The following is a 25,628-nucleotide window of genomic DNA, read 5'->3' on the forward strand; positions in this document are numbered from 1 at the left end:
CCCCGATCCCCACCGCCCCGTAGGGCCCGGCCGGGGCGTGCCGCGGGGTTTCCGGCGGCGCGCCCCGGCCCGCGGAGGACTACCCGACCTCCACCGGCTCCAGCTGCAGCGACCGCGCCGCCGTCGCGGCCCGCACCGGCCCCTCCACCGCCTCCACCGTTCCGTCCGGCGCGTGCGCGCCCACCCGCAGCCCGGTCCCCAGCCGGTCCACCGCCTGGTGGTGGAAGGTCGGCACGGTCAGCTCCGGCTCCGGCAGCAGCCCGCCCAGCAGCGTCCCCGGCACCGGCCGCACCACATGCGTCCCGTACCGGCCGGGCGAGCCCGCGTGCACGTCCACGTCCACCACGTCCGGCAGGTGCTGGATCAGCGTGCCCCCGCACACCACGTTGAGCACCTGCATGCCCCGGCAGATCCCCAGCAGGGGCATCCCGGCCGCCAGCGCCGCCCGCAGCAGCGCCGACTCCCAGACGTCGCGTTCGACCGTGTCGACATCGGTCAGCGGGTGCGGCGGCTGCCCGTAGTAGGCGGGGTCGATGTCCGGTCCGCCCGCGACGACCAGTGCGTCCAGCCGGGCGAGCACCTCCGGCGCGCGCTCGGGGGCGTCGGGCGGCAGCAGCACCGCGATCCCGCCCGAATTCTGTACATAGGCGGTGTACCGCTCGGGCACCAGGGCCACCCGGCGGTCGCGCCAGTCGCTCCAACTCGCGTCCACCAGATAGGTGCTGACGCCGACAATAGGCCTGCGATCCATGGCGCGCATTCTCCTCCCGTCCCGCCCGATCACCCGTCAACCTCGCACCTCGGCGCGCCACACCCGCCCGCCCTCTTCCGCGCTGTCAGCGCCAGGCCGTACGGTTCGCTGTGACCGCTCGGTCTCGCTGCGTGATCGAGGAAGAGGAGGAGGGCGTCCGCCATGTCCGACCGCACCACCGCACCCGGGGCCGCCGGGCCCGGCACCCCCCGGCGGCGCGCCCCGCTCACCCTCGACGAACTGCGCGCGCTGGTCGACGCGGGCGAGGTGCACACCGTCGCCCTTGGTTTCACCGACATGCAGGGCCGGCTCCAGGGCAAGCGCTTCGCCGCCGGCTTCTTCCTCGACGAGGTGGCCGAGCACGGCGCCGACGCCTGCGAGTACCTGCTGGCCGTCGACGTCGAACTCAACACCGTGGACGGCTACGCGCTCTCCTCCTGGGAGACCGGCTACGGCGACTTCGCCATGCGCCCCGACCTGTCGACCCTCCGCCTGACCCCCTGGCAGCCCGGCACCGCCCAGGTCACCGCCGACCTGGCCGGCCACGGCGGCCACCCGGTGGCCGCCGCGCCCCGCCAACTGCTGCGCCGCCAGATCGCCCGGCTCGCCGAGTACGGCCTGGCCGCGGACATCGGCACCGAGCTGGAGTTCCTGGTCTTCCGCGACACCTACGAACAGGCCTGGCAGGGCGGCTACCGCGGACTCACCCCGGCCAACCTCTACAACGTCGACTACTCGCTGCTGGGCACCGCCAGGGTCGAGCCGCTGCTCTCCCGGATCCGCACCGAGATGGCCGGCGCGGGCCTGGTGGTGGAGTCCGCCAAGGGCGAGTGCAACCTCGGCCAGCACGAGATCGCCTTCCGCTACGCCGACGCGCTCACCACCTGCGACCAGCACAGCGTCTACAAGACCGGCGCCAAGGAGATCGCCGCCCAACTCGGCTGCGCGCTCACCTTCATGGCCAAGTACGACCAGCGCGAGGGCAACAGCTGCCACATCCACCTGTCGCTGCGGGACGCGGTGGGCGCCCCGGCCTTCGCCGCCGCCGACGGCCGGATGACCGACACCATGCGGCACTTCCTGGCCGGGCAGCTGCTCGCGCTGCGCGAGTTCACCCTGCTGTACGCGCCGAACATCAACTCCTACAAGCGCTACCGCCCGGGCTCGTTCGCGCCGACCGCGGTCGCCTGGGGCCGGGACAACCGGACCTGCGCCTACCGGGTGGTGGGGCACGGCGCGGGCCTGCGGATGGAGAACCGGGTGCCCGGCGGGGACGTCAACCCCTACCTGGCGGTGGCCGGCATGATCGCCGCCGGCCTGCACGGCGTCCAGCAGAAGCTGGAGCTGCCCGCCCCCTGCCTGGGCAACGCCTACGCCGTCGAGGACTACGCCCGGGTGCCCGGCTCGCTGCGCGAGGCCGCCGACCTGTGGGGCGCGAGCGAACTGGCCCGCACGGCCTTCGGGGACGACGTGGTCGAGCACTACCTCCACATGGCCCGGGTCGAACAGGACGCCTACGACGGCGCGATCACCGACTGGGAGCGCTACCGGTCCTTCGAGCGGATGTGAGCACCATCGACACGACCACCGCCACCCTCACCGAGACGGCACCCCCGGCCTGCACCGTCCGCAACCCCGCCACCGGCGAGGTGCTCGCCACCCTGCCCGACACCACGCCCGGGCAGCTCGACGCCGCCGTGCGGCGCGCCGTCGCCGCCCAGCGCGGCTGGGCCGCCCTGCCGCCCGGCGAACGGGCCCGGCTGCTGCGGCGCTTCGCCGACCAGGTGGACGTGCACGTCCCCGAACTCGCCGCCCTGGAGGTCACCGAGGCCGGCCACACCATCGGCAACGCCACCTGGGAGGCCGGCAACGTCCGCGACCTGCTGGAGTACGCGGCCGGGGGAGTGGAGCGGCTGACCGGGCGGCAGATCCCGGTGGCCGGCGGGCTGGACGTCACCTTCCGCGAACCGGTCGGCGTGGTCGGGGTGATCGCGCCGTGGAACTTCCCGATGCCGATCGCCGCCTGGGGTTTCGCACCCGCCCTCGCGGCGGGCAACGCCGTCCTGCTCAAGCCCGCCGAGGCGACCCCGCTCACCGCGCTGCGGCTGGCCGAACTCGCCCTGGCCGCCGGGCTGCCCGAGGGCCTGTTCCAGGTGGTGCCGGGCTCCGGGGCGGTGACCGGCCGGGCGCTGGTGGACCACCCGGAGGTGCGGAAGATCGTCTTCACCGGCTCCACCCTGGTGGGCAAGGAGGTCGCCGCCCGCTGCGCGGCCCGGGCCAAACGGGTGACCCTCGAACTCGGCGGCAAGAGCCCCAACGTCGTCTTCGCCGACGCCGACCTCGCGGGCGCCGCCGACCCGATGTCCTTCCTCGACAACAGCGGCCAGGACTGCTGCGCCCGCAGCCGGATCCTGGTCCAGCGGGAGGTCTTCGACGACTTCCTGGCCCTGCTGCTGCCGGCCGTCGAGGCGGTCCGCACCGGAGACCCGGCCGATCCGCGGACCACGCTCGGCCCGCTGATCTCGGCCGCGCAGGTGCGCCGGGTCGCCTCGTACGTGACGCCCGACCTGCCGGTGCTGGCCCGCGGCACGGTCCCGGACGGGCCCGGCTTCTGGTACCCGCCGACGGTGCTGGCGCCGACCCGGCCGGACGTCCCGGCGGTCACCGAGGAGATCTTCGGTCCGGTCGCGGTGGTGCTCCCGTTCGAGGACGAGGCGGACGCGCTGCGGCTGGCCAACGCCACCCGGTACGGCCTGTCCGGCTCGATCTGGACCCGCGACCTGGGCCGGGCGCTGCGGCTGGCGCGCGGGGTGGCGGCCGGGAACCTGTCGGTCAACTCGCACTCCTCGGTGCGGTACTGGACGCCGTTCGGCGGCTTCGGGGAGTCCGGCGTCGGCCGCGAGCTGGGGCCGGAGGCGCTGGCGCACTTCACCGAGACCAAGAACGTCTACATCCGCACCGAAGCGTAGGAGCCGCCAGTGACCCGGAACGCCCCTCGGCCCCACCACCGCCACGAGTCCGGGGAGGCCGACGAGCCGCTCTGCCGCCGGCTGGTCGGGCGCACGGCCGTGATCACCGGCGCGGGCAGCGGGATCGGCCTGGCCTCGGCCCGCCGGCTCGCCGCCGAAGGCGCCCGGGTGGTCTGCGCCGACATCGACGAGACCGCCGGCAAGGCGGCCGCCGAGGCGGTCGGCGGCCTGTTCGTGCACACCGACGTGACCGACCCGGCGATGGTCGAGGCGCTGTTCGACGAGGCCTACGAGACCTTCGGCAGCGTGGACGTCGCTTTCAACAACGCCGGCATCTCGCCGCCGGAGGACGACTCGATCCTCACCACCGGGCTGGACGCCTGGCGCCGGGTCCAGGAGGTCAACCTGACCTCGGTCTACCTGTGCTGCCGGGCCGTGCTGCCGTACATGCGCCGGCACGGGCGGGGTTCGATCATCAACACCGCGAGCTTCGTGGCCCGGATGGGCGCGGCGACCTCGCAGATCTCCTACACCGCGTCCAAGGGCGGGGTGCTGGCGATGTCGCGCGAGCTGGGCGTGCAGTTCGCCCGGGAGGGCATCCGGGTGAACGCGCTCTCCCCGGGGCCGGTGGACACCCCGCTGCTGCGCGAGCTGTTCGCCGCGGACCCGGAGCGGGCGGCCCGCCGACTGGTGCACATCCCGCTCGGCCGCTTCGCCCGGCCGGAGGAGATCGCGGCCGCGGTCGCCTTCCTCGCCAGCGACGACTCCTCGTTCATGACGGCCGGCGAGTTCCTGGTGGACGGCGGGATCTCCGGCGCCTATGTGACGCCGCTGCACGGCCCCGGGGAGTGACCCGGGCGATCCGGGGCGTGATCCGGGTGTGAGCGGAAAGACACGTTCCGGGCCTCCGGAGGGGCCGCTCCCGCCTTCTCACCGTAATTTCATCGAAAAGGGCCGGAATTCGGGGTCCAGCTGATTTCGCGCTTATCCGGCTGCCTTTAGATTCTCTGTCGTGAGTGAGCAGATCCCCGCCGGGTGGTACCCGGACCCGAAGGACATCACCAGCGACCCGCGACCCCAACGCTGGTGGGACGGCAAGGGCTGGACGGCCAGCACCCGGCCCGCACCCTCGGACGCGCCGCCGCCGGAGGCCCCGGCGGCCGGCGCTCCGGGGCCGGAGGAGACCGCCGAGACCCGGGTGCTGGAGGGGGAGGTGCTGGAGGGCGGACCGTCGGTCCGCTACCCGGAGCCGCCGCCCTTCGGCACCGCCTACGGTTCGCCGCCGCCCCCACCGCCGAAGCGGCGCCGCAAGCCGTCCAAGATCGTGATCGCGGCCACGGTGGCGGCCGTGCTGGGCCTGGGCGTCGGCTCGGGCATCACCTACCTGGCGATGGACGACCACGGCGACCGGCACCACAGCGCGCGCCCGGTGGTTCCGCCCGGCGGCAATGGCAACGGCAATGGGAACGGCCCGTGGCGCGGTCTGCCGGACTTCGGCGACCCGGGCGGCAACGGCGGCGGCCAGGGCAACGGTGGCCAGGGCAACGGCAATGGCAACGGCGGCCGGGGGAACGGCAACGGCAACGGTGGCCAGGGCAACGGCGGCCAGGGCAACGGCGGCCAGGGCAATGGGAACGGCAACGGCGGCCGGGGCAACGGCGCCAACAGCACCCAGGCCATCGACGCGGTGAACCGGCTGGTCCTGCCCGTCCCCGCGGGCTGGGAGGGCGGTACCACCCGCGACGGCTTCGCCGGCCTCAGCATCGGCCAGTACGACTGCGAGGGCGGCGGTACCTGCTCGCTGGGCGGTGCCAACACCGGCCGGATCGACGGCGGCGGCACCGACGTCCAGGCGGCGGCCAAGGCCGACATCGACAAGGCCGTCAAGGACTCCTACAACGAGGTCCTCTCGCACGAGGAGCTCAAGTCCGAGGCGGTCAAGGTGGACGGCCGGGACGGCTACCTGGTCCGCTGGAAGGTGGACGCCGCCAAGGGCAACGACGGCTATGTGCAGACGGTGGTCTTCCCGTCCGCCGACGGCAAGTCGCTGGTCTCGGTGCACTTCGGCTTCGACATCGCCGACAAGGCGCCGGACGTCGCGGTGATGGACACCATCCTCAAGGGCATCAACGACTACAGCGGCAAGCTGCCCGGGATCCCGGGCTTCCCCGGCGGCCAGGACGGCGGCGGTACCGGCACCTCGAACACCTGACCAGGGCAGTCGCCCCGGGGCCCCGACGCGGGCACCGGGGCGCAGCCCGCAACGGTTCGGCTCACGCACGGCGGCGGCACCGGTGAGCAGCAGCGGCCCGGTGGCGGAACCGCCGCCGACCGCCGCGCTGTCGGCCGCGACGACCTTGCCGGCCGGCTCCTCGGCGTTGCCGCCGTGTCCGTGGTGGGCCACGGTGGACTTGGACTGGCCGGCGGCGATCTGCGCCTCGCTCGGCGCGGCCGGGGCCTGGGCGGTGAGCGCGGAGACCGCCTCGGTGAGCGAGGTGCCCTTGCCGAAGTCGACGTCCGAGCAGCTGTAGAACGCCTCGGGGCTGTCGGTGCGCTGCCACACCATGTAGAGCAGCTGGCGGCCGGTGCGCTGCGGCAGGGTGCCGCTGTAGTTGTAGTAGCCGTTGTCGGAGGTGCGGAGGGTCGGCACCTGGGCGACCGGCACCGCGTCGAGGTCGGACCACTTGAGCGGCTGGGTGGGGTTCCAGCTCTGCTTGGTGATGTAGATGGTCTGGTTGCCCTGGTGCGGGGCGGTGACCCGGAACTTGAAGTCGATCTTTCCGGCGGTGACCGCGGTGGCCGGCCAGTCGGCGCGCGGCAGGTCCAGGGCCTTGTACTTGTCGCGGCCGGCGGAGCAGAGCTTGCCGTCCGGGATCAGTGCCTGGTGGTTGCCGGCGGCGTTGGCGAGGTTGACCTCGTTCCAGTCGTACAGCGGCTGGGTGCCGCTCAGCGCGACGAGGTCCTTGCAGATCTGCGACTTGGGGGTCTCCGGACCCTCGGCGTAGCAGGCCGCGACCCGGCTGACCGGGTTGGTCACGGTGCCGTGGGCGCCGGCCGTGCCGATGCCGGCGGCGGAGACGGAGAGGAAGGCGGCGCCGATGACGCCGACGGACAGGGCGGTGCGCTTCATGGACATGGGGTGGGGACTCCTTGACCGTGTACCGGGTCGAGGTTGTGGGGGAGTGCCGGGCACGTCTGCCCGAGGGGCCGGCCGACCCGGCGCGCCGGTCCCTGGGCTGAGCGTATGATTGGACTAGACCAGCTGGCAATAGTGCGCTGTGGGCCACTTTTTGACGGAATGTAGCCTGCCGAGCAGCACAAAGGCCCGACGGGACGCCACAGTTAGGCATCCCATCGGGCCTTCTTAAGGTGCGGCCAAGGTTCCCGGGGCCCCAGGGGCTCCCGGAGGCCGGGCGGGGTCAGTCCTTCCCGGGCGGGGACTGGTAGTTGTGGGTGATCCGGCCCGCCTGGACGACGGACTCGTTGAACGTCCCGTTGTGGATCTCGTTGTGCACGGTGGCACCGGGCCGCTGCCGCGGCGCGAACTCCCGCAGCAGGGCCTCCAGCTCCGCCGCCGCCCGCGGATCCTGCCGCAGCAGCCGGCGGAGCCGGTTGCGCAGCTCGGCGGTCTGGTCGCCGACCAGCTCGGCGTCGCCGTCCGCCCGGACCACCTCGACCCGGATCTCCTCCAGCTCGGCCGACACCTCCTCGGCGTCCCGGCCCCGCCCGAAGAGCGCGGCCAGGCGCGAACGGGCCTGCGTCCACGCCTCGGTGGCCATCAGCCCGACCACCGTCGTGGCCCCCGTCGTCACCAGCTGCGCGATCTCGGCCTCCACGGCCTCCCCCTCCGTCGGTGCGATTCCCGTCCACGGTAGTGGAACCGGGGGCCGGAAGAGGCGGAACGGCGCGAGCCGCAGGCTCAGAGGAAGGTGTGCCCCTCGCCCCGGTAGGTGGGCACGGTGCGCACCACCCGGTCGCCCTCCACCAGGTGCAACTCCGGGAAGCGCTCGCAGAGTTCTCCGGCCTTGGCGTGCCGGAACCAGACCCGGTCGCCGATCAGCAGATCGTCCGCGGCCGCGCCGAGCAGCGGCGTCTGCACCTCGCCGGCCCCCTCCATCGGGTCGTAGCGCAGCCCGGCCGGCAGGTACGGCACGGGGGAGCGGTCCGGGCCGGCCGCGCCGGACGCCGGGTAGCCGCCGCCCAGCACCGTCACCACGCCGAGCCCGGGCCGGCGGACCACCGGCTGGCCGAACAGCGCGGCCGGCCGGCCCCGGAACGACCGGTAGTTGTCGAACAGCCGCGGCTGGTACAGCCCGGAGCCGGCCGCCACCTCGGTCACCGCGCGCTCGGCCACCGTCGACTCGACGCTGCCGGTGCCGCCGCCGTTGACGAACTCCAGCTCGGCCACCCGGCGCACCAGCCGGACCGTCGCCGCGCGCCGCTCGGCCAGCTCGGTCCGGGCCCGGGCCTGCATCAACCGGATCAGCCCGGAGCGCACCGGCCGCCCGGGCACCGCGTCACCCACGCCGGCGACGTGCCCCTCGTAGGCCATCAGCCCGACCACCCGGAAGCCCCGGCGGCGCTGCACCAGCTCGGCGAAGGCGGCCACGTCCTCGGGGGTGCGCAGCGGCGAGCGGCGGGCGCCGACCCGGACCCGGCCGCCGAGCAGGTGCAGCGCGGTGTCCAGCTCCAGGCAGACCCGCACCTCGGCGGAGCCGGCCCGGGCCGCGTCGACCAGGTCCAGCTGGGCCGGGTCGTCCATGACCACGGTGACGGCGGCGGCCAGCTCCGGGTCGGCGGTCAGCTCGGCGAAGCCGGCGCGGTCGCTGGAGGGGTAAGCCAGCAGGATGTCGCGCAGGCCGGTGCGGGCCAGCCAGAGCGACTCGGCGAGGGTGAAGCCCATCACCCCGGCGAAGCCCTCCACGGCCAGTACCCGCTCCAGCAGGGCGCGGCAGCGCACCGACTTGCTGGCCACCCGGACCGGCTTGCCCCCGGCCCGGCGCACCAGGTCGGCGGCGTTGGCGTCGAAGGCGGCCAGGTCGACGACGGCCACCGGGCCGTCCAGATGGGCGGTGGCCCGGTCGTACCGGGCACGGTCGGCGGCCGGGGAGGGGACCGGCGGGGCGGTGGTCGGGCGGGCGGACGCGGTGCGGGCAGCGGCTTCGGGCGTGGCCATGGGCGCAGAGTGCCACACCCGCCCTACCCGCGGGTAGGGGTTGGACGGGGGACCTTCGGTCGGGGCGCCGGACGGGGATCCCGGACGGGACCTTCGGTCCGCGCGGGGCGGGCGCACGGTGGCATAGGGTCGGGCGGGTGGACCGCAACGACTTCCCGAACCCGGCCTTCGTCGGCAAGAGCATCCCCGACCCCGGCTTCTCCGGCGACGACGGCACCGCGGACCCGGCGCTGACCGCCGCGCTCGCCCGCTGGTCGCAGGACCCCGCCGCCGAGCCGCAGGTGCTGGCGGCGCTGACGCCGACCCGGCTGATGGTGCCGATCGTGGCGATCCTCGGCGAGGTCGAGGTGGACGAGCACGGGCACAAGCACGACAAGAGCAGTGACATGGCCGTCCCGCTGGTCGAGGCGGCCGACGGCCGGCGCGCCCTGCCGGCCTTCACCTCGCTGGAGTCGTTGGCCCGCTGGCGGGCCGACGCCCGCCCGGCGCCGGTGGCCGCGCCCCAGGCCGCCATGGTCGCCTTCTCCGAGCGCGCGGACACCCTGCTGCTCGACCCGGCCGGGCCGGTGCCGTTCCTGCTGTCCGGGGCGCGGCTGCGCGCCCTGGCGGAGAACCGGCCGTACCTGGCGCCGGCCGCCGACCCCGAGGTGCGGGAGGCGGTGCGGGCGCTGCTGGCCGCCGAGCCGCAGGTGGTCGCCGGGGTACTGGCGGCGGCCGAGGACTCGGACGGCGTGCTCGCGGTGGTCCTGGACCCGGCGCTGGACCGGACCGGGATGCAGGAGGCCGCGCAGCGGGTGGGCCGGGCGGTGGCCACCGACCCGGTGCTGCGGGTGCGGCTGGACCTGGGGCTGGACCTGGCGGTCCTCCCGGCGGGTACGGGGCTGCCCGGCGAACCGCTCTACCGGCGCTGAGTCCCCGCCGCCGACGTACCGGCCGGGTGCCTGAGCAGGCACGGCGGAGGGGCACATACTCACGTGAGTATGTGCCCCTCCGCCGTGCGCCGTCGTCCGTCGGATCAGGAGTAGACCGGCCCGGTGAACTTCTCGCCCGGGCCCGAGCCCGGGGCGTCCGGGACGAGCGAGGCCTCGCGGAAGGCCAGCTGCAGCGAGCGCAGGCCGTCCCGCAGCGGCGCCGCGTGGAAGTTGCTGATCTCCGGGGCGCCGGCGGTGACCAGTCCGGCCAGTGCGGTGATGAGCTTGCGGGCCTCGTCGAGGTCCTTGTCCTTGTCGCCGCCCTCGGCAAGACCGCACTTGACGGCCGCGGCGCTCATCAGGTGCACCGCGACGGTAGTGATCACCTCGACGGCCGGGACCTCGGCGATGTCCCGGGTGAGGTCGTCGAAGCCGATCGCCTCGTCGTCCGCGGCGGGGTTCTGGATGGGCTCGCTGCTCAAGGGGGGCTCGTTCCGTCGTGCCGGTGTCCGTACAGAGGGAGCGTACAAGCCGGGCCGGGCGGGGGCGGAATGGCGTTCGATCCCCCGGCGCTGTATGCTTCGAGACTGACCGGCCAGGAATCCCCAGGGACTCCCGGCCAGCAAGAGGAGGCTCCACCCAGGAGGCCCGAGAGGGCAACCGCGAAAGTCTCCCACCCGAGCGGCCTCGCGGTCGACGGGTCCGGTCCGCGACGGGCGCCCAGCGCTGACAGTCGCCGCAGCACCCCTCACCGGGTGCCGCCCCCGGTTGTGTGGAGCCCCGCTTGTACCGAGCGGGGCTTTTTTCGTGTCGCGGTGTGGGCGTAGGGATCCACAGCGCAGCACGAATGAAGCCCCGCCCAGTGGTCGAGTCCACTACGTGCGACCGCCGTCCGACGGCCGCATCGCAGAAGGTGCAACCGAGGAGGCCCCATCAGCACCGAGCCCCGCATCAACGACCGGATTCGCGTCCCCGAGGTGCGACTCGTCGGTCCCAGCGGCGAGCAGGTCGGCATTGTGCCGCTTGCCAAGGCGCTGGAGCTCGCGCAGGAGTACGACCTCGACCTGGTCGAGGTCGCGGCGACCGCCCGGCCGCCGGTGTGCAAGCTCATGGACTACGGCAAGTTCAAGTACGAGTCGGCCATGAAGGCCCGTGAGGCGCGCAAGAACCAGGCGCACACGGTCATCAAGGAGATGAAGCTCCGGCCGAAGATCGACCCGCACGACTATGACACCAAGAAGGGTCACGTCGTTCGGTTCCTCAAGCAGGGCGACAAGGTCAAGATCACGATCATGTTCCGTGGTCGTGAGCAGTCCCGCCCCGAGCTGGGCTTCCGTCTGCTCCAGCGACTCGCCGACGACGTCCAGGACCTGGGCTTCATCGAGTCCTCGCCGAAGCAGGACGGCCGGAACATGATCATGGTTCTCGGCCCGCACAAGAAGAAGACCGAGGCGATGGCCGAGGCCCGCGCGATCGCTGACGCCCGCAAGGCCGAGCGCCAGGGCCGGAACACCGGTCCGGACGCCGCCGCGGACGACGACGCCGCGCTCGAGGCCGAGAACGCCGCCGCCGAGGCCGAGGCCGAGGCTGAGGCCGACGAGATCGACGACGCCGACGACGAGGCCGCCGAGGCCGTTGTCGAGGCCGGGACCGAGGCCGCCGCCGAGGTCGAGCAGCCGGCCGAGGCCTCCCAGGGCGCCTGACCTTCCCCGGTCAGAGCGGCCCGGGAGACCGGCCACCAGGGTGACGGGGCGTCCTGCCCGGTCACCGCAGATCCATCCTTCACGCCCGCGCGGCGCACACCGCGCGGGCGTGGACGGACCGACGAGGAGATACGGCGACATGCCGAAGCAGAAGACGCACAGTGGCGCCAGCAAGCGCTTCAAGATCAGTGGCTCTGGCAAGGTGCTGCGCGAGCGCGCCGGCCGCCGCCACCTCCTGGAGCACAAGCCCTCGACGCTGACCCGCAAGCTGGCCGGGACGGTCGAGCTGGCCCCCGCCGACGCCAAGAAGATCAAGAAGCTTCTCGGCAAGTGATCGCCCTCCCGCCCGGCGCCAGCCGTGTGCGGGGCAGCTGATCCTTCCCGACCCATTCGAATGACGGACCACGTGAAGTAGTCCGTGGTCCAACCCAAGGAGTAATCAAGTGGCACGCGTCAAGCGGGCAGTGAACGCCCACAAGAAGCGCCGGGTCATCCTGGAGCGCGCCAGCGGCTACCGCGGCCAGCGCTCGCGCCTGTACCGCAAGGCCAAGGAGCAGGTCACCCACTCGCTGGTCTACAACTTCAACGACCGCAAGAAGCGCAAGGGCGACTTCCGTCAGCTGTGGATCCAGCGCATCAACGCTGCGGCCCGTGCCAACGGCATCACCTACAACCGCTTCGTGCAGGGCCTGAAGGCCGCCAGCGTCGAGATCGACCGCAAGATGCTGGCCGACCTGGCCGTCAACGACCCGGGTGCGTTCGCCGCGCTCGTCGAGGTCGCCCAGAAGGCGCTGCCGGCCGACGTCAACGCCCCGAAGGCCGCCGCCGACGCCGCCTGATCCTCGGATCAGTTGTGTTGAGCTGACCGGACCCGCAGGCTCGATCCTGCGGGTCCGGTTTTGCGTTACCGCACAGACGCCAGTACAGAGACGAGACCATGCCGAGCACCGACACGCCCCTGCTCACCTCCCTGCGCTCGCCGCGCGTCATCGCCGCCCGGAGGCTCGCCAAGCGCAGCCAGCGCGGCAAGGAGCGCCGCTTCCTCGCCGAGGGCCCGCAGGCCGTGCGCGAGGCCGTCGCGTACGGGCGGCTGCCGGGCTCGGGCGAGCACGCCGTGGTCGAGGTGTACGCCACGGTCGAGGCCGCCGAACGGCACGCCGGGATCGTCGAGGCCGCGCTGGCCGAGGGGCTGCCGGTGCTCACCGCCACCGACGAGGTGATCGCCGGGATCTGCGACACCGTGACCCCGCAGGGCATCGTCGCCCTCTGCCGCTTCATCGACACCCCGTTCGCCGATGTGCTGGCCGCCCGGCCGAAGCTGGTCGCCGTGCTCGCCCACGTCCGCGACCCCGGGAACGCCGGCACCGTGCTGCGCACCGCCGACGCGGCCGGGGCCGACGCCGTGGTGCTCACCGACGCCTCCGTGGACCTCTACAACCCGAAGGCCGTCCGGGCCTCCGTCGGCAGCCTGTTCCACCTCCCGGTCGCCGTCGGCGTGCCGGTCGAGGAGGCGATCGGCCGGCTGCGCGAGGCCGGCGTGCGGGTGCTGGCCGCCGACGGCGCGGGGGAGCGCGACCTCGACCGGGAGCTCGACGAGGGCACCCTGGGCGCGCCCGGCGCATGGGTGTTCGGCAACGAGGCCTGGGGGCTCCCGGAGGAGACCCGCGCGCTCACCGACGAGGTCGTGCGCGTCCCGATCCACGGGCATGCCGAGAGCCTCAACCTGGCCACGGCCGCCGCGGTCTGCCTGTACGCCTCGGCCCGCGCCCAGCGCTCGCCCGGCGGGTGCCGCGCGGCCGCCCGGTAGCGTCCCGTCCGGGCGCAGGCGGCCCCCAGGCCCGGCCGGGCACCGCGTCCGGCTGGGCCGCCCCGGGGCCGCTCGCCCGGTGACAGCCCGGGAACGGGGCCGTCCGGGCGCGCCGGGAACTCGACGTGGGCCCTATTACCCGAGGCTGGGAGACGCTAGGGTCTGCCTCGGTGGGGGGAAAGACACGGTGGGTAATCGGGGAGGACACCCATGGTCGGCAGCGGGCCAGAGCTCGACCCGGACGACCTGCCGGACGGCCTGGTGGTCGCCGACGCGTTGGGCCGGGTGGTCTGCTTCAACCGCGCCGCCGCCCGGCTGACCGGCGTCCACCCGGGGGCCGCCCTCGGCAGCGGACTGGAGGACGTCCTCCCGCTGGAGGACCTCGACGGCCGCCGCTGGTGGCAGCTGACCGACCCGTACGGCGGCCTCGCCGTCCGCACCAGCCAGCCGGAGCGCAATCTGCTGCTGCCCGGCGGCCGCGAGGTGCTGGTCTCCGCCCGCTACGTGCGGGCCCGCCCCAAGGGGCCGGTGGAGAAGCTGGTGATCGCCCTGCGCGGCACCGAGGCCCGCCGCCGCACCGAGCGCAGCCACGCCGAACTGATCGCCACCGTCGCGCACGAGCTGCGCTCGCCGCTCACCAGCGTCAAGGGCTTCACGGCGACCCTGCTCGCCAAGTGGGAGCGGTTCACCGACGGGCAGAAGCGGCTGATGCTGGAGACCGTGGACGCCGACGCGGACCGGGTCACCCGGCTGATCGCCGAGCTGCTGGACATCTCCCGGATCGACGCGGGCCGGCTGGAGCTGCGCAAGCAGGTGGTGGACCTGGCCGCCGCCGTCCGCCGCCACGTCGAGCGCAAGGTCGCCACCGGCATCCCCGAGGACCGCTTCGACATCCGGATCGGCGAGCCGCTGACGGTGCTGTGGGCGGACCCGGACAAGGTCGACCAGGTGCTCGCCAACCTGCTGGAAAATGCGGTGCGCCACGGCGAGGGGACTGTCACCATCGAGGTGGCACCGGCCAAGGAGGTCGTCGAGGCCCCCGTCTGGGAGCGCCCCGGCACTCCGCCCCGCATCGTGGAAGGCACAGCGGTCACCGTGAGCGACGAAGGAAGCGGTATCCCCGAAGAGGCGGTTCCACGCGTCTTCACCCGTTTCTGGCGCGGCTCCAGGCGCGGCGGCACCGGCCTCGGCCTCTACATCGTCAAGGGCATCGTCGAGGCCCACGGCGGCTCGATCCGGGTGGACCGCGCGCCCGGCGGCGGCGCCCGGTTCCGATTCGTCCTGCCCGCCGGGATCCCCGACTTCATGCTCTGAACGAGCACCGGCGCCCTGCCCCGCAGGGCGCGGTCGGTCCACGGGCGGGCTTGACGGCGGTCGCGCTACGCGCTGCGACTACACTCGACCTTTGGCGTTGTGGAACGCCCTGCGCGGCCGTGCCGCGGACATCCCACCTCCCCCGTTCGGAGACCGGCTGCCCGTGCCCCGGCCACGCCGGGCGTGACGCGGTGGCCCTCTCCTGCCCGTCGGCGGGCACGGAGGGCGCACGAGCCCCCTTACCTGAGCACGGACGAGCAGGAGCACGGGAAGATAGAGATGTCGGCACCCAACAAGTCGTACGACCCGGTCGAGGTCGAGGCCCTCAAGCCCGAGGTGGTGGAGGCGGCCCGGGACGAGGCGCTCGCCGCGTTCGCCGCCGCCACCAGCCTCGACGAGCTGAAGCAGGCCAAGGTCGCCCACACCGGCGACCGCTCCGCGCTCTCCCTCGCCAACCGCGAGATCGGCGCCCTGCCCCCGCACGCCAAGGCCGCCGCCGGCAAGCTGATCGGCCAGGCCCGGGGCGCCGTCAACCAGGCCCTCGCCAAGCGGCAGGGCGAACTGGAGGCCGAGCGCGACGCCCGGGTGCTGGTCGAGGAGGCGGTGGACGTCACCCTGCCCTACGACCGCACCCCGCGCGGCGCCCGCCACCCGCTGACCACGCTGGCCGAGCGCATCGAGGACACCTTCGTCGCGATGGGCTACCAGGTCGCCGAGGGCCCCGAGGTCGAGGCCGAGTGGCTGAACTTCGACGCCCTCAACCTGGGCCCGGACCACCCGGCCCGCTCGATGCAGGACACCTTCTTCGTCCGGGCCCCGGACGGCTCCGCCGACTCCGGCGTGGTGCTGCGCACCCAGACCTCCCCGGTCCAGGCCCGCACCCTGCTCGACCGCGAGCCCCCCGTCTACGTGGTCTGCCCCGGCCGGGTCTACCGCACCGACGAGCTGGACGCCACCCACACCCCGGTCTTCCGGCAGGTCGAGGGTCTGGCCGTGGACGAGGGCATCACCTTCGCCGACCTCAAGGGCACCATCGAGCAGCTGGTCTCGACCCTGATCGGCGACGGCCTGGAACTGCGCTGGCGGCCCTCGTACTTCCCGTTCACCGAGCCGAGCGCCGAGATCGACCTGCAGTGCTTCGTGTGCCGCGGCGAGTCGGTCGGCAACCCGGACCGGCCCTGCCGCACCTGCGGCTCCGAGGGCTGGATCGAGCTCGGCGGCTGCGGCGTCGTCAACCCGCGGGTGCTGGTCGCCTGCGGCGTCGACCCCGACCGCTACAGCGGGTTCGCGTTCGGCCTGGGCCTGGAGCGAATCCTGATGAACCGTCACAACGTCGCCGACATGCGCGACATGGTCGAGGGTGACGTGCGCTTCACCCTCCCGTTCGGGATGGAGATCTGATGCGCGTCCCGCTTTCCTGGCTGCGCGAGTACGTCGACCTGCCGGCCGGCGAGACCGGCCGGGACGTGGCCGAGCGCCTGGTCCGGGCCGGCCTGGAGGTCGAGACCGTCGAGCAGCTCGGCGGCGACCTCAAGGGCCCGCTGGTGGTCGGCGAGGTGCTCTCCATCGAGGAGCTGACCGGCTTCAAGAAGCCGATCCGGCACTGCTGGGTCAACGTCGGCGAGGCCAACGGCACCGGCGACCCGCAGGAGATCGTCTGCGGCGCGACCAACTTCGCCGTCGGCGACAAGGTCGTGGTCGTCCTCCCGGGCGCCGTGCTGCCCGGCCCGTTCCCGATCGCCGCCCGCCAGACCTACGGCCACACCTCGGCCGGCATGATCTGCTCCGCCCGCGAGCTGGGCATGGGCGACGACCACGACGGCATCATCGTGCTGCCGCCCGAGTACGAGCCCGGCACCGACGCGATCGAGCTGCTCCAGCTGGTCGACGAGGTGCTCGACATCGCCGTCACCCCGGACCGCGGCTACTGCCTGTCCATGCGCGGCGTCGCCCGCGAGGCCGCCGCCGCGTACGGGCTGCCGCTGGCCGACCCGGCGCTGCTCGACGTGCCGCCGGCGAACTCCTTCGGCTACCTGGTGAAGGTCAACGACCCGGCCGGCTGCGACCGCTTCGTGGCCCGCACCGTGGTCGGCATCGACCCGGCCGCCAAGTCCCCGATCTGGCTCCAGCGCCGGCTGCAGAAGGCGGGCATCCGCCCGATCTCGCTCGCCGTCGACATCACCAACTACGTGATGCTGGAGGTCGGCCAGCCGCTGCACGCCTACGACAAGCAGCGCGTGGACGGCCCGATCACGGTCCGCCGGGCCGAGCCGGGCGAGAGCCTGACCACCCTCGACGGCGTCAAGCGCACGCTGTCCGCCGAGGACCTGCTGATCTGCGACAACAGCGGCCCGATCGGCCTGGCCGGTGTCATGGGCGGCGCCTCCACCGAGATCCTCGACCCGGCCGCAGGCCCGGGTACCACCGAGGTGATCATCGAGGCGGCGCACTTCGACCCGGTCGCCATCGCCCGCGGCGCCAAGCGGCACAAGCTGCCCTCCGAGGCGTCCAAGCGCTTCGAGCGCGGCGTCGACCCGGAGGCCGCCCGCGCCGCCGCGCAGCGCGCCGTCGACCTGCTGGTGCTGATCGCCGGCGGCACCGCCGAGGCCGGTGTCACCGACATCGCCGCCCCGCACCCGGTGCGCACCATCACCATCGCCGCCGACCTGCCCGACCGGGTCGCCGGCACCGGGTACGGCCGCGAGACCGTCACCCGGCGGCTCCAGGAGATCGGCTGCTCGGTCTCCGGCGCCGACGTCCTGGAGGTCACCCCGCCGACCTGGCGCCCCGACCTCACCGACCCGTACGACCTCGCGGAGGAGGTCATCCGCCTGGAGGGGTACGACAACGTCCCCGCCCGGATGCCCACCGTCCCGCCGGGCAAGGGCCTGACCGAGGCCCAGCGGACGCACCGCCGGGTGGGCGTGGCGCTGGCCGGCGCCGGCTTCGTCGAGGTCAACAACTACCCGTTCGTCGGCGAGGCGTCCTTCGACGCGCTCGGCCTGGAGCAGGACGACCGCCGCCGCCGGACGGTGACGCTGGTCAACCCGCTCAACGACGAGGAGCCGGGGCTGCGCACCACGCTGCTGCCGGGCCTGCTCGGGGCGCTGCGCCGCAACGTCGGCCGCGGCAACACCGATCTGGCGATCTTCGAGACGGGGACGGTGTTCCTGCCGAAGGACGAGCTGTCGGTCGCCCCGCGCCCGGCCGTCGACCGCCGTCCCAGCGCCGAGGAGCTGGCCGCGCTGGACGCCGCGCTGCCGCACCAGCCGCGCCGGGTCGCGGTGGCGCTGGCCGGCGAGCGGCTGCCGTCCGGCTGGTGGGGCAAGGGCTCCGCGGCCGGCTGGGCCGACGCGATCGAGGCCGCCCGCACGGTGGCCCGGGCCGCCGGCGTCGAGCTGGACGTGCGCCGGGGCCAGCTGCTGCCCTGGCACCCGGGCCGCTGCGCCGAGCTGGTCGTGGCGGGCACCGACCGGGTGGTCGGCCACGCCGGTGAGCTGCACCCGCGCGCCGTCAAGGCGCTGGGTCTGCCCGAGCGCACCGCTGCGATGGAGCTCGACCTGGACCTGCTGACCGCCGACGGCGCCGTGCGGGTCGACGGCCCGCCGGTCTCCGGCTTCCCGGTGGCCACCCAGGACGTCGCGCTGATCGTCGACGCGGCCGTGCCGGCCGCCGAGGTCGAGGCCGCGCTGCGGGCCGGGGCAGGCGAGCTGCTGGAGGCGATCCGGCTGTTCGACGTCTTCACCGGCGAGCAGGTCGGCGAGGGCCGCAAGTCGCTGGCGTACGCGCTGCGGTTCCGTGCCGCGGACCGGACGCTGACCGCCGACGAGGCGAGCGCCGCCCGCGAGGCGGCCGTCGCCGAGGCTGTCGCCCGCACCGGCGCGGTGCTGCGCGGCGCCTGACGACCCGTCCGCCCCGCGGTACGAGGGCCCCGACCGGACTTCCGGTCGGGGCCTTTCGCATGACCGCGTCGGCAAAGATGGCGCCAGGGCCTTGCGCGGTGGTGGGCGTGAACGCTTCAATCAAGTTAGGAAACTTTCCTAACTCTCCTCATGGGTCCGGAGACCCCCATGCCCCGGACCAGGGAAACGGAGCGCCCCATGCGTCTCAAGCACCCCACCGCCCGGCTCGCCCTCGCCGCCCTGCTGGTCGCCGTCCCGGCCAGTGTCGCCGCCGCCGGCACCGTCCACGCCGCCCCGGCCCCCGCCGGTGCCACCCGGCTCGCGGCCGTCGGCCTGGACGACCCGCACAAGAAGGACATCGCCATGCAGCTGGTGTCCAGCGCGGAGAACTCCTCCCTCGACTGGAAGTCCCAGTACAAGTACATCGAGGACATCAAGGACGGCCGCGGCTACACCGCCGGCATCATCGGCTTCTGTTCCGGCACCGGCGACATGCTCGACCTGGTCGAGCACTACGCCGACCTCAAGCCGGGCAACATCCTCGCCAAGTACCTCCCGGCGCTGCGCAAGGTCAACGGCACCGAGTCGCACTCCGGCCTCGGCTCCGCCTTCGAGAAGGACTGGGCCACCGCGGCGAAGGACAGCGTCTTCCAGCAGGCCCAGAACGACGAGCGCGACCGGGTCTACTTCAACCCCGCGGTCAACCAGGCCAAGGCCGACGGGCTGCGCGCGCTCGGCCAGTTCGCCTACTACGACACGATCGTCATGCACGGCCCCGGCGACAGCTCGGACAGCTTCGGCGGCATCCGCAAGGCCGCCATGAAGAAGGCCAAGACCCCCGCCCAGGGCGGCGACGAGGCCACCTACCTCAAGGCCTTCCTGGCGGCCCGCAAGGTCGTCATGAAGCAGGAGGAGGCCCACTCGGACACCAGCCGGGTGGACACCGAGCAGACGGTGTTCCTCAACGCCAAGAACTTCGACCTCAACCCGCCGCTGAAGTGGAAGGTCTACGGGGACAGCTACGTCATCAACAGCTGACGGACCGCCGGATGGTGGCGGGAGGCGCGGCGGCGGCCGGGCCTCCCGCCACGGGCGTGTCCTGAACGGACGGATGGCGCCCGGTAATTCGGGTGACGATCGAACGCCTGCGCTGGTAGCGTCCCCGACGTGGCAAAGCTGAACCAGATCATCGCTGTCGAAAAGGGCGTCAAGTCGAAGTCCTTCCAGGAGCTGACGCAGTCCCACCAGGACTTGCAGAAGCCCGCGCTGCTGGCCGGCATCTCCCGGTCCTACCAGCCCAAGGACGAGGAGGGCGAGCAGCTCCCGCCGGAGTCCACTCGCGTCCAGGTCAAGGCCGAGGACGTCCTGCGGACCACGGCCACCACCCTGACCAGGTTGTTCGACGTCGTCGCGACCAAGGACTGGGCCAACACCACCGCCCGCGCGGACGTGGTGGTGGACGGCCGCACGCTCGTCGCCGACGCGCCGGTCACCTACCTGCTCTTCCTGGAGAAGCAGCTCACCGACCTGCGGACCTTCCTCCGCAAGCTGCCCGTGCTGGACGCCGCCGAGGCCTGGAGCCACGACCCGTCCACCGACTCCTGGAAGACCGAGGCGGTGCGCACCAACCGGACCAGGAAGGTGCCGCGCAACCACGTCAAGGCCGAGGCGACCGAGAAGCACCCGGCCCAGGTCGAGGTCTACTACGAGGACATCGCGATCGGCTACTGGACGACCGTGAAGTTCTCCGGGGCGCTCCCGGCCCGACGGGTCAACGAGCTCGTCGAGCGGGTCGAGAAGCTCCAGCAGGCCGTGCAGTTCGCCCGCGAGGAGGCCAACGGGGCCGAGGTCGACGACCGCAGGGTGGGCGACGCGGTGTTCGGCTACCTTTTCGGGTAGCCCCATGATCGCCCCCGGGTGAGACCGGGGGTGGCGCGAAGAGCGCAAGCTGATACTGAGGTTGAAGCTGAACATCGGGGAAATGGTGGGGGTTCGAGTCCCTCCTCCGGCACTCTGCCGGAGTGGCCCAAATGGTAGAGGCGCCCCGTAAGACTCAGACTCTCGCTCAAGACTCAGCATTCGCCGCCGAGCGCCGGATCGACCGGGTGTGTGCTACAGCGTGGGTTGCGGGTTCGACTCCCGTCTGCGCCTCTCCGTGGCGCGGTAGCTTCAATGGCAGAGCAACGCTGTGAGACTGACCCACACCCTTAAACGTGCCGGCGCAGAGCAATTGGGTGGCACATCAGGGGCCCGGGAGCTGGATACCGCTCCCGGGCCCCGTCACGTCCGCGGACGGCGGACCGTCAGGCGGTCGCGGTGTAGTCGTAGAAGCCCCGGCCGGACTTGCGGCCCAGCAGGCCCGCGTCGACCATCCGGGACAGCAGCGGCGGAGCGGCGTACAGCGGCTCCTTGTACTCGTCGTACATCGACTCGGCGATGGAGACGATGGTGTCCAGGCCGATCAGGTCGCACAGCCGCAGCGGGCCCATCGGGTGGGCGCAGCCGGCCTCCATGCCCTTGTCGATGTCGGAGGCGGTGGCCACACCGGTCTCGAACATCCGCACCGCCGACAGCAGGTACGGCACCAGCAGCGCGTTGACCACGAAGCCGGCCCGGTCCCGGGCGCGGATCGGGGCCTTGTGCAGCACCTCGACGGCGAAGGTCTCGGCCCGGTCGGTGGTCGCCGACGAGGTGGTCAGGGTCGGGATCACCTCGACCAGCTTCTGCACCGGCGCCGGGTTGAAGAAGTGCAGGCCGATCACCTGCTCGGGACGGGAGGTGGCGGCGGCCAGCTTCACGATCGGGATCGAGGAGGTGTTGGAGGCGAGGATCGCGTCCCGGCGCTCGACGACGCGGTCCAGCGTCTCGAAGATCTTCACCTTGATGTCCTCGCGCTCGGCGACCGCCTCGACCACCAGGTCGCGGTCCGCGAAGTCCGCCAGGTCGACGGTGAAGGACAGCCGGGCGAGCGCCTCGTCCTTCTGCTCCTCCGTCAGCTTGCCGCGCTTCACGGCCGTCTCCAGTGAGTTGGTCAGCCGGGTGCGCCCGAACTCCAGCGCCTCCCCACTGGCCTCGGCGACCAGGACGTCCAGCCCCGCCCGGGCGAACACCTCCGCGATGCCCGACCCCATCAGGCCGCAGCCGATCACTCCGACGCGCGCGATGTCACTCACTCAGTTGCCCTTCGGTGGTGCTGGGGGTCGCCCAGCGACAGTGGCCCAGCAGCTGCTGTTCGGCGGTTCGGGAACACCGGTATGTGCGGACCGGTGCACCGTCCCGACGACGTTACTACTCCCTACCGGCGAGTAGGTCATCCCCTCCCCGGGCGGAACGGCCGGTCCCCGCCCCCAGGTCGTCCCGACCGCGTCCCCCTCCCCGTCCCCGCCCCGTCCCGTTCCTCTCCCCGTCCCGCGCCTGCGCCGAACGGGTGGGCCCGTCCGCGTCGCGCGCCTCCTCGGGCACCGCCCCCGCCCGCCGGGGGACAGAATGCGGGCCGGACAGCGGGTGGCCGGGGACAGGCGAAGGAGCACGGGCATGCCGACGGGATCGCTCACGGGACAGGTAGCCCTGGTCACCGGCGCCGGCCGCGGCATCGGCCGGGAGATCGCCATCGGCCTCGCCGCCGAGGGCATGGCCGTCGGCCTGGTCGGCCGCACCCACGAGACCCTCACCGACACCCTCAAGGAATGCGTCCGGCACGGCTCGCGCGGGGTCGCCGTCACCGCCGACGTCACCCGCCCCGGCTCGGTCCGCGAGGCCGTCCGCGTCGTCGAACGCGACCTCGGCCCGATCGACCTGCTGGTCAACAACGCCGGCCGGACCGACCCGGTCGAGGCCCCACTCTGGGAGACCGACGTCAACCAGTGGTGGCAGGTCGTCGAGGTCAACCTGCGCGGCCCCTACAACCTGCTGCGCTGCGTCCTGCCCGGCATGGTCGAGCGCCGCCGCGGCCGCGTCGTCAACCTCAACTCCGGCTTCGCGCTGCGCCCCGAGGGCCGGTACACCGCGTACGCCACCTCCAAGGCCGCGCTGCTCCGGCTCTCCGACAACCTCGCCGACCCGCTCGCCGAGCACGGGGTCGTCGTCCTCGACATCAGCCCCGGCGCCGTCGCCACCGACATGACCGCCGGGATGCCGATGTTCCAGGACATGAAGACCTGGGGCTCCGTCCCGTACATGGTCGCCGTCACCGTGGACGCCGCGCGCGGGCGCTTCGACGCGCTGCACGGACGGTTCATCCACGCCGGGCGGGACAACCTGGAGGAGCTGGTCCGCCGCGCGGAGGAGATCCGCGCGGCGGACGCCCGGACGCTGCGGCTGCGCACCTACGGGCCGGACGACCCGCTGGGCTGACCGGCTGACGGCGCGGGGGCGACCGGGCGCAGGTGTTGACGGGGTGCGGGCGTGCGGGTGCAGCTGCGCCGGGGGCGGGCGTGCGGGGCGGGACGGCGCGCGGGCGTGACGGGGTGCGGGAGGGGCGCTCAGAGGCCGGCGAGCGCCGCCAGTGCGTCCAGCTCCGCCGGAGTGAGCGAACCCGGCGCCCGCCCGGCCCGGGCGAACTCCCCGGCCAGCCACTGGAGCGCCTCGTTCAGCGGCGCCGCCGCCCCGTGCAGCCGAGCCAGCAGGACGATCTCCCCGTTCAGGTGGTCCGCCTCGATCGAACCCGTCCCCCGCGCCAGGCTCTGCCAGGACGAGGACCCGGTCCGCTGCTCGCCCTCCACCGGCTCCAGCCGCAGCGCCTTGCCACAGGTGCGGGCCAGCTCGTCCGGATCGTCGTGGGGGATTCCGGCGGCCGCCAGCACGGCCGCGCCCTCGGCGGTCACCCGCTCGTACAGCGCCTCCAGCCGGCCGTCCGCCGACCCCCGGCCGTACGGGCCCCGCCCGGCCACCGCGTCCAGGGCGTTGCCGAGGTTGCCGAGCAGCTTGGTGTACTTCCATCGCGCCACGTCCGCGTCCACCGGCGCGCTGAAGCCCGACCCGTCGAGGTCGGCGGCGATCGCGGCGGCCCGCTCGCCCCCGCTGCCGGACGGGTACCCGCCGAGCCGCAGGATCCCGCTCACCGGGGTGCCGTTCGCGCTCACCCGGCCCGGCGCCACATGGGTGGAAGGCATCCACACGAACACCGCCAGCACCTCGCGGAACAGCCGCAGCGCGAGCCGCTCGTTCTCCACGCCGTTCTGCGCGCACACCAGCGGCAGCCGCTCGGCGGCCGTCCCGCCGCCCGCCACCGGGCGCGGCGCCCACTCGGCCAGCACGGCGGCGGTGTCCTGCGACTTCACGGCGAGCACCAGCACGTCGTCCGGCCGAAGCGCCAGCTCCGCCGGACCGCCGACCGCCGGGATCCGCAGCGTCCGGGTGCCCTGCGGCGTCCCGAACCGCAGTCCGTCCGCGCGCAGCGCCCCCAGGTGCGCGCCGCGCGCCACCAGGACCACCTCGTGTCCACCCTCGTGCAGCCGGGCACCGATCGTGCCGCCCACCGCACCCGCCCCGATGATGATGTACCGCATTCCCGAAGCATCCCACGGCCCCACAGCCCCCGTCCGCCCCGGGCGGGGAGGGCCGACGGCCCCTCGGGGGCCGGGTCGGGCCGGTGCGGGATCAGGCGCAGAGGCGGCTGGCCGTCACCGGGGCGAGGCCGGCCTTGGCGAGGCCGTCGAGGATGCCGGGCAGGGCGTCCACCGTGCAGCGGTGCCCCAGGTGCAGGGCGACCACCGAGCCGCCGCGCACCGAGGCGAGCACCCGCCGCTGCAGTTCGGCGGCGGTCGGGTCGGCGTAGTCGCGCGGGTCCACGTCGAAGGCGAGCACGTGCTCGTAGCCGACCGCCCGGGCCTGCTCCCGCACCATCGGCGTCGCGTACTGGGCGGCGGACGGGCGGAACCAGCGGCCGATCGAGCCGGTCAGCCGCTGCAGCCGCTCGGCGCACTGGGCGATCTCGTCGCGCGCCCGGTCCGGGGCCATCGCCGAGATGTTCTGGTGGTTCTGGGTGTGGTTGCCCAGCTCGTGGCCGCCGTCCAGGATCCGCCGGGCCATCTGCGGCTGCTGGTCCAGCCAGCTGCCGACGACCATCACGGTCAGGCCGACGCCGCGCTTCTCGGCGGTCTCCAGCAGTGCCGTGGCCAGCGCCGGATCGCCGCTGCCGTGGAAGGTCAGCGCGACGTTGCGGCCGGTGCGCGGCCCGTACGCCACCTCGACCGGCGTGCCGGGCGCCAGCGGCGGCAGCACCGGCGGGACCGGCGGCGCGGTGGCGGCCGCCCGGGCGGCGGCGCCCTCCGGCACGGGCCCGTCGGCCGGCGGGGCCGAGGCGGTGGGCGCGGGCGAGGCGGGACCCTCGCCGGCCGGCCAGGCCGGGTCCACGGTCCCGGAGGGGTCCACCGGGCCCGGGCGCACCGCGAACGACCCCGGATCGGCCCGGCGGCGGCCGGTGTCGCCGCAGGCCGTGAGCAGCCCGCCGGCCGAGGCGAGAGCGGCCAGCTTGACGGTGGTGCGCAGAACGGTGCGCCGGTCGACAGTCATCGGCAGCCAGCATAGAGACGGCTTCCCCGGGCGGCGAACGCCAGGCGCTCCCGGCGCGGACCGGCGCGCACCCGCCCGCGCGGCATCGTTCGGACGCTGCGGAAACCTGAACTACCGCTGTTTCGAAGGGGTGTCGTCGGTTACGATCACGGCGCACCGTGCGGTGGGGGCCGCTCGGCGGCCGCCCGCCGGCCGCACGGCGCGACGGGGCCCGGGACGTCCGGCAGCGGACGTGCCGGACGCACAGCACGCAGCGGACACGCAGCGGACACCAGGGGGCGGAAGATGACCGAGGACACGAGCACGACGGCCGACGTCCTGAGCGGCTGGGAATGGGCGCGCGCCGACGACTGGCAGCCGCCGACGGAACTCGACACCGGCGTCCCGCACACCGCCCGGATGTACGACTACTACCTGGGCGGCAAGGACAACTTCGAGGCCGACCGCAAGGCCGCCGAGGCCGCCATCGCCGCCTACCCGGCGCTGCCGCTGCTGGCCCGCACCAACCGCGAATTCCTCGGCCGGGCCGTGGAGTTCGCGGCCGGCCGGGGAATCCGGCAGTTCGTCGACATCGGCACCGGC

At 73.6% G+C, this 25,628-nt stretch carries 24 protein-coding genes and 1 pseudogene; 17 read left to right on the forward strand and 8 right to left on the reverse strand.

What is annotated here, in order from left to right:
* Nucleotides 1-79: 79 nt before the first annotated feature.
* Nucleotides 80-751: a gamma-glutamyl-gamma-aminobutyrate hydrolase family protein gene (locus VR45_RS19385; protein ID WP_045941057.1), complete on the reverse strand. Its 672-nt coding sequence runs from the start codon at nt 749-751 to the stop codon at nt 80-82.
* 162 nt (nt 752-913) lie between these two features.
* Between VR45_RS19385 and VR45_RS19390 the strand changes: the two genes are divergently transcribed.
* The 5 genes from VR45_RS19390 to VR45_RS48760 all read left to right on the forward strand — a co-directional run bounded on the left by VR45_RS19390 (nt 914) and on the right by VR45_RS48760 (nt 6,251).
* Entirely contained in the window at nt 914-2,320 is a 1,407-nt protein-coding gene (locus VR45_RS19390) for a glutamine synthetase family protein (protein WP_045941058.1), read from the forward strand.
* A complete protein-coding gene (locus tag VR45_RS19395) occupies nt 2,317-3,720 on the forward strand; it encodes an aldehyde dehydrogenase family protein (RefSeq protein ID WP_234326044.1) in 1,404 nt (467 codons plus the stop codon). The genes VR45_RS19390 and VR45_RS19395 overlap by 4 nt, the downstream gene beginning before the upstream one ends.
* A gap of 9 nt (nt 3,721-3,729) precedes the next feature.
* Nucleotides 3,730-4,572, forward strand: coding sequence for a 3-oxoacyl-ACP reductase (locus VR45_RS19400; protein WP_045941059.1), 843 nt, complete (start codon nt 3,730-3,732; stop codon nt 4,570-4,572).
* A gap of 160 nt (nt 4,573-4,732) precedes the next feature.
* A complete protein-coding gene (locus VR45_RS19405; RefSeq protein WP_045941060.1) occupies nt 4,733-5,932 on the forward strand; it encodes a DUF2510 domain-containing protein in 1,200 nt (399 codons plus the stop codon).
* An 82-nt stretch (nt 5,933-6,014) separates the two neighbouring features.
* Nucleotides 6,015-6,251, forward strand: a complete 237-nt coding sequence (locus tag VR45_RS48760) for a hypothetical protein (RefSeq protein ID WP_045941061.1) — start codon at nt 6,015-6,017, stop codon at nt 6,249-6,251.
* 41 nt (nt 6,252-6,292) lie between these two features.
* Here VR45_RS48760 and VR45_RS44260 read toward each other — a convergent pair.
* From VR45_RS44260 to VR45_RS19425, 3 genes and pseudogenes are all read right to left on the reverse strand, one after another.
* Nucleotides 6,293-6,856, reverse strand: a pseudogene (locus VR45_RS44260) (lytic polysaccharide monooxygenase); the annotation flags it as partial.
* A 283-nt stretch (nt 6,857-7,139) separates the two neighbouring features.
* Entirely contained in the window at nt 7,140-7,556 is a 417-nt protein-coding gene (locus VR45_RS19420) for a hypothetical protein (protein WP_045941063.1), read from the reverse strand.
* Between the two features lie 83 nt (nt 7,557-7,639).
* Nucleotides 7,640-8,896, reverse strand: coding sequence for an amino acid deaminase/aldolase (locus VR45_RS19425; RefSeq protein ID WP_078896662.1), 1,257 nt, complete (start codon nt 8,894-8,896; stop codon nt 7,640-7,642).
* A gap of 137 nt (nt 8,897-9,033) precedes the next feature.
* Between VR45_RS19425 and VR45_RS19430 the strand changes: the two genes are divergently transcribed.
* On the forward strand, nt 9,034-9,807 hold the full coding sequence (locus VR45_RS19430; RefSeq protein WP_045941064.1) for an SseB family protein: 774 nt from the start codon (nt 9,034-9,036) through the stop codon (nt 9,805-9,807).
* A 104-nt stretch (nt 9,808-9,911) separates the two neighbouring features.
* Here VR45_RS19430 and VR45_RS19435 read toward each other — a convergent pair whose 3' ends face one another.
* Nucleotides 9,912-10,289, reverse strand: a complete 378-nt coding sequence (locus VR45_RS19435) for a DUF1844 domain-containing protein (protein ID WP_045941065.1) — start codon at nt 10,287-10,289, stop codon at nt 9,912-9,914.
* Nucleotides 10,290-10,739: 450 nt separating this feature from the next.
* Between VR45_RS19435 and infC the strand changes: the two genes are divergently transcribed.
* From infC to VR45_RS19480, 9 genes are all read left to right on the forward strand, one after another.
* The gene (gene infC / locus VR45_RS19440; RefSeq protein ID WP_078896663.1) at nt 10,740-11,510 is read left to right on the forward strand and encodes a translation initiation factor IF-3; all 771 of its coding nucleotides are present in this window, start codon (nt 10,740-10,742) and stop codon (nt 11,508-11,510) included.
* Between the two features lie 139 nt (nt 11,511-11,649).
* A complete protein-coding gene (rpmI, locus tag VR45_RS19445; RefSeq protein ID WP_030055648.1) occupies nt 11,650-11,844 on the forward strand; it encodes a 50S ribosomal protein L35 in 195 nt (64 codons plus the stop codon).
* A gap of 109 nt (nt 11,845-11,953) precedes the next feature.
* Complete coding sequence (rplT, locus tag VR45_RS19450) at nt 11,954-12,349, forward strand: 50S ribosomal protein L20 (RefSeq protein WP_030395970.1); 396 nt, start codon at nt 11,954-11,956, stop codon at nt 12,347-12,349.
* Nucleotides 12,350-12,447: 98 nt separating this feature from the next.
* Entirely contained in the window at nt 12,448-13,317 is an 870-nt protein-coding gene (locus VR45_RS19455) for an RNA methyltransferase (protein ID WP_045941067.1), read from the forward strand.
* Between the two features lie 210 nt (nt 13,318-13,527).
* The gene (locus VR45_RS19460; RefSeq protein ID WP_045941068.1) at nt 13,528-14,631 is read left to right on the forward strand and encodes an ATP-binding protein; all 1,104 of its coding nucleotides are present in this window, start codon (nt 13,528-13,530) and stop codon (nt 14,629-14,631) included.
* A gap of 279 nt (nt 14,632-14,910) precedes the next feature.
* Complete coding sequence (gene pheS, locus VR45_RS19465) at nt 14,911-16,032, forward strand: phenylalanine--tRNA ligase subunit alpha (protein WP_043471896.1); 1,122 nt, start codon at nt 14,911-14,913, stop codon at nt 16,030-16,032.
* The gene (gene pheT / locus VR45_RS19470; protein ID WP_045941069.1) at nt 16,032-18,533 is read left to right on the forward strand and encodes a phenylalanine--tRNA ligase subunit beta; all 2,502 of its coding nucleotides are present in this window, start codon (nt 16,032-16,034) and stop codon (nt 18,531-18,533) included. Before pheS ends, pheT begins: the two co-directional genes overlap by 1 nt.
* A gap of 198 nt (nt 18,534-18,731) precedes the next feature.
* On the forward strand, nt 18,732-19,571 hold the full coding sequence (locus VR45_RS19475; protein ID WP_045941070.1) for a chitosanase: 840 nt from the start codon (nt 18,732-18,734) through the stop codon (nt 19,569-19,571).
* Nucleotides 19,572-19,700: 129 nt separating this feature from the next.
* Entirely contained in the window at nt 19,701-20,432 is a 732-nt protein-coding gene (locus VR45_RS19480) for a hypothetical protein (protein WP_045941071.1), read from the forward strand.
* Between the two features lie 404 nt (nt 20,433-20,836).
* Here VR45_RS19480 and VR45_RS19485 read toward each other — a convergent pair whose 3' ends face one another.
* Nucleotides 20,837-21,706 (reverse strand): 3-hydroxybutyryl-CoA dehydrogenase, encoded by an 870-nt coding sequence (locus VR45_RS19485; RefSeq protein WP_045941072.1) that lies wholly within the window; start codon nt 21,704-21,706, stop codon nt 20,837-20,839.
* A gap of 361 nt (nt 21,707-22,067) precedes the next feature.
* Here VR45_RS19485 and VR45_RS19490 point away from each other — a divergent pair, with 361 nt between their 5' ends.
* Nucleotides 22,068-22,886, forward strand: a complete 819-nt coding sequence (locus tag VR45_RS19490; protein ID WP_045941073.1) for an SDR family oxidoreductase — start codon at nt 22,068-22,070, stop codon at nt 22,884-22,886.
* Between the two features lie 128 nt (nt 22,887-23,014).
* Here VR45_RS19490 and VR45_RS19495 read toward each other — a convergent pair whose 3' ends face one another.
* Both VR45_RS19495 and VR45_RS19500 read right to left on the reverse strand, forming a co-directional pair.
* Nucleotides 23,015-24,040: a 2-dehydropantoate 2-reductase N-terminal domain-containing protein gene (locus VR45_RS19495; protein WP_045941074.1), complete on the reverse strand. Its 1,026-nt coding sequence runs from the start codon at nt 24,038-24,040 to the stop codon at nt 23,015-23,017.
* Between the two features lie 91 nt (nt 24,041-24,131).
* Entirely contained in the window at nt 24,132-25,046 is a 915-nt protein-coding gene (locus VR45_RS19500) for a polysaccharide deacetylase family protein (protein WP_045941075.1), read from the reverse strand.
* 285 nt (nt 25,047-25,331) lie between these two features.
* Between VR45_RS19500 and VR45_RS19505 the strand changes: the two genes are divergently transcribed.
* On the forward strand, nt 25,332-25,628 hold a 297-nt coding region (locus VR45_RS19505; RefSeq protein ID WP_045941076.1), incomplete at its 3' end, for an SAM-dependent methyltransferase.

The sequence above is a fragment of the Streptomyces sp. NRRL S-495 genome (assembly GCF_000966955.1).
GTDB lineage: Bacteria > Actinomycetota > Actinomycetes > Streptomycetales > Streptomycetaceae > Kitasatospora > Kitasatospora purpeofusca.

Bases quoted from the DNA above. Each gene is read 5' to 3' on its own strand.
- VR45_RS19385 (WP_045941057.1), bottom strand. From the start codon at position 751: ATGGATCGCAGGCCTATTGTCGGCGTCAGCACCTATCTGGTGGACGCG.
- VR45_RS19390 (WP_045941058.1), top strand. From the start codon at position 914: ATGTCCGACCGCACCACCGCACCCGGGGCCGCCGGGCCCGGCACCCCC.
- VR45_RS19425 (WP_078896662.1), bottom strand. From the start codon at position 8,896: ATGGCCACGCCCGAAGCCGCTGCCCGCACCGCGTCCGCCCGCCCGACC.
- rpmI (WP_030055648.1), top strand. From the start codon at position 11,650: ATGCCGAAGCAGAAGACGCACAGTGGCGCCAGCAAGCGCTTCAAGATC.
- VR45_RS19455 (WP_045941067.1), top strand. From the start codon at position 12,448: ATGCCGAGCACCGACACGCCCCTGCTCACCTCCCTGCGCTCGCCGCGC.
- VR45_RS19460 (WP_045941068.1), top strand. From the start codon at position 13,528: ATGGTCGGCAGCGGGCCAGAGCTCGACCCGGACGACCTGCCGGACGGC.
- pheS (WP_043471896.1), top strand. From the start codon at position 14,911: ATGTCGGCACCCAACAAGTCGTACGACCCGGTCGAGGTCGAGGCCCTC.
- pheT (WP_045941069.1), top strand. From the start codon at position 16,032: ATGCGCGTCCCGCTTTCCTGGCTGCGCGAGTACGTCGACCTGCCGGCC.
- VR45_RS19475 (WP_045941070.1), top strand. From the start codon at position 18,732: ATGCGTCTCAAGCACCCCACCGCCCGGCTCGCCCTCGCCGCCCTGCTG.
- VR45_RS19490 (WP_045941073.1), top strand. From the start codon at position 22,068: ATGCCGACGGGATCGCTCACGGGACAGGTAGCCCTGGTCACCGGCGCC.
- VR45_RS19495 (WP_045941074.1), bottom strand. From the start codon at position 24,040: ATGCGGTACATCATCATCGGGGCGGGTGCGGTGGGCGGCACGATCGGT.
- VR45_RS19500 (WP_045941075.1), bottom strand. From the start codon at position 25,046: ATGACTGTCGACCGGCGCACCGTTCTGCGCACCACCGTCAAGCTGGCC.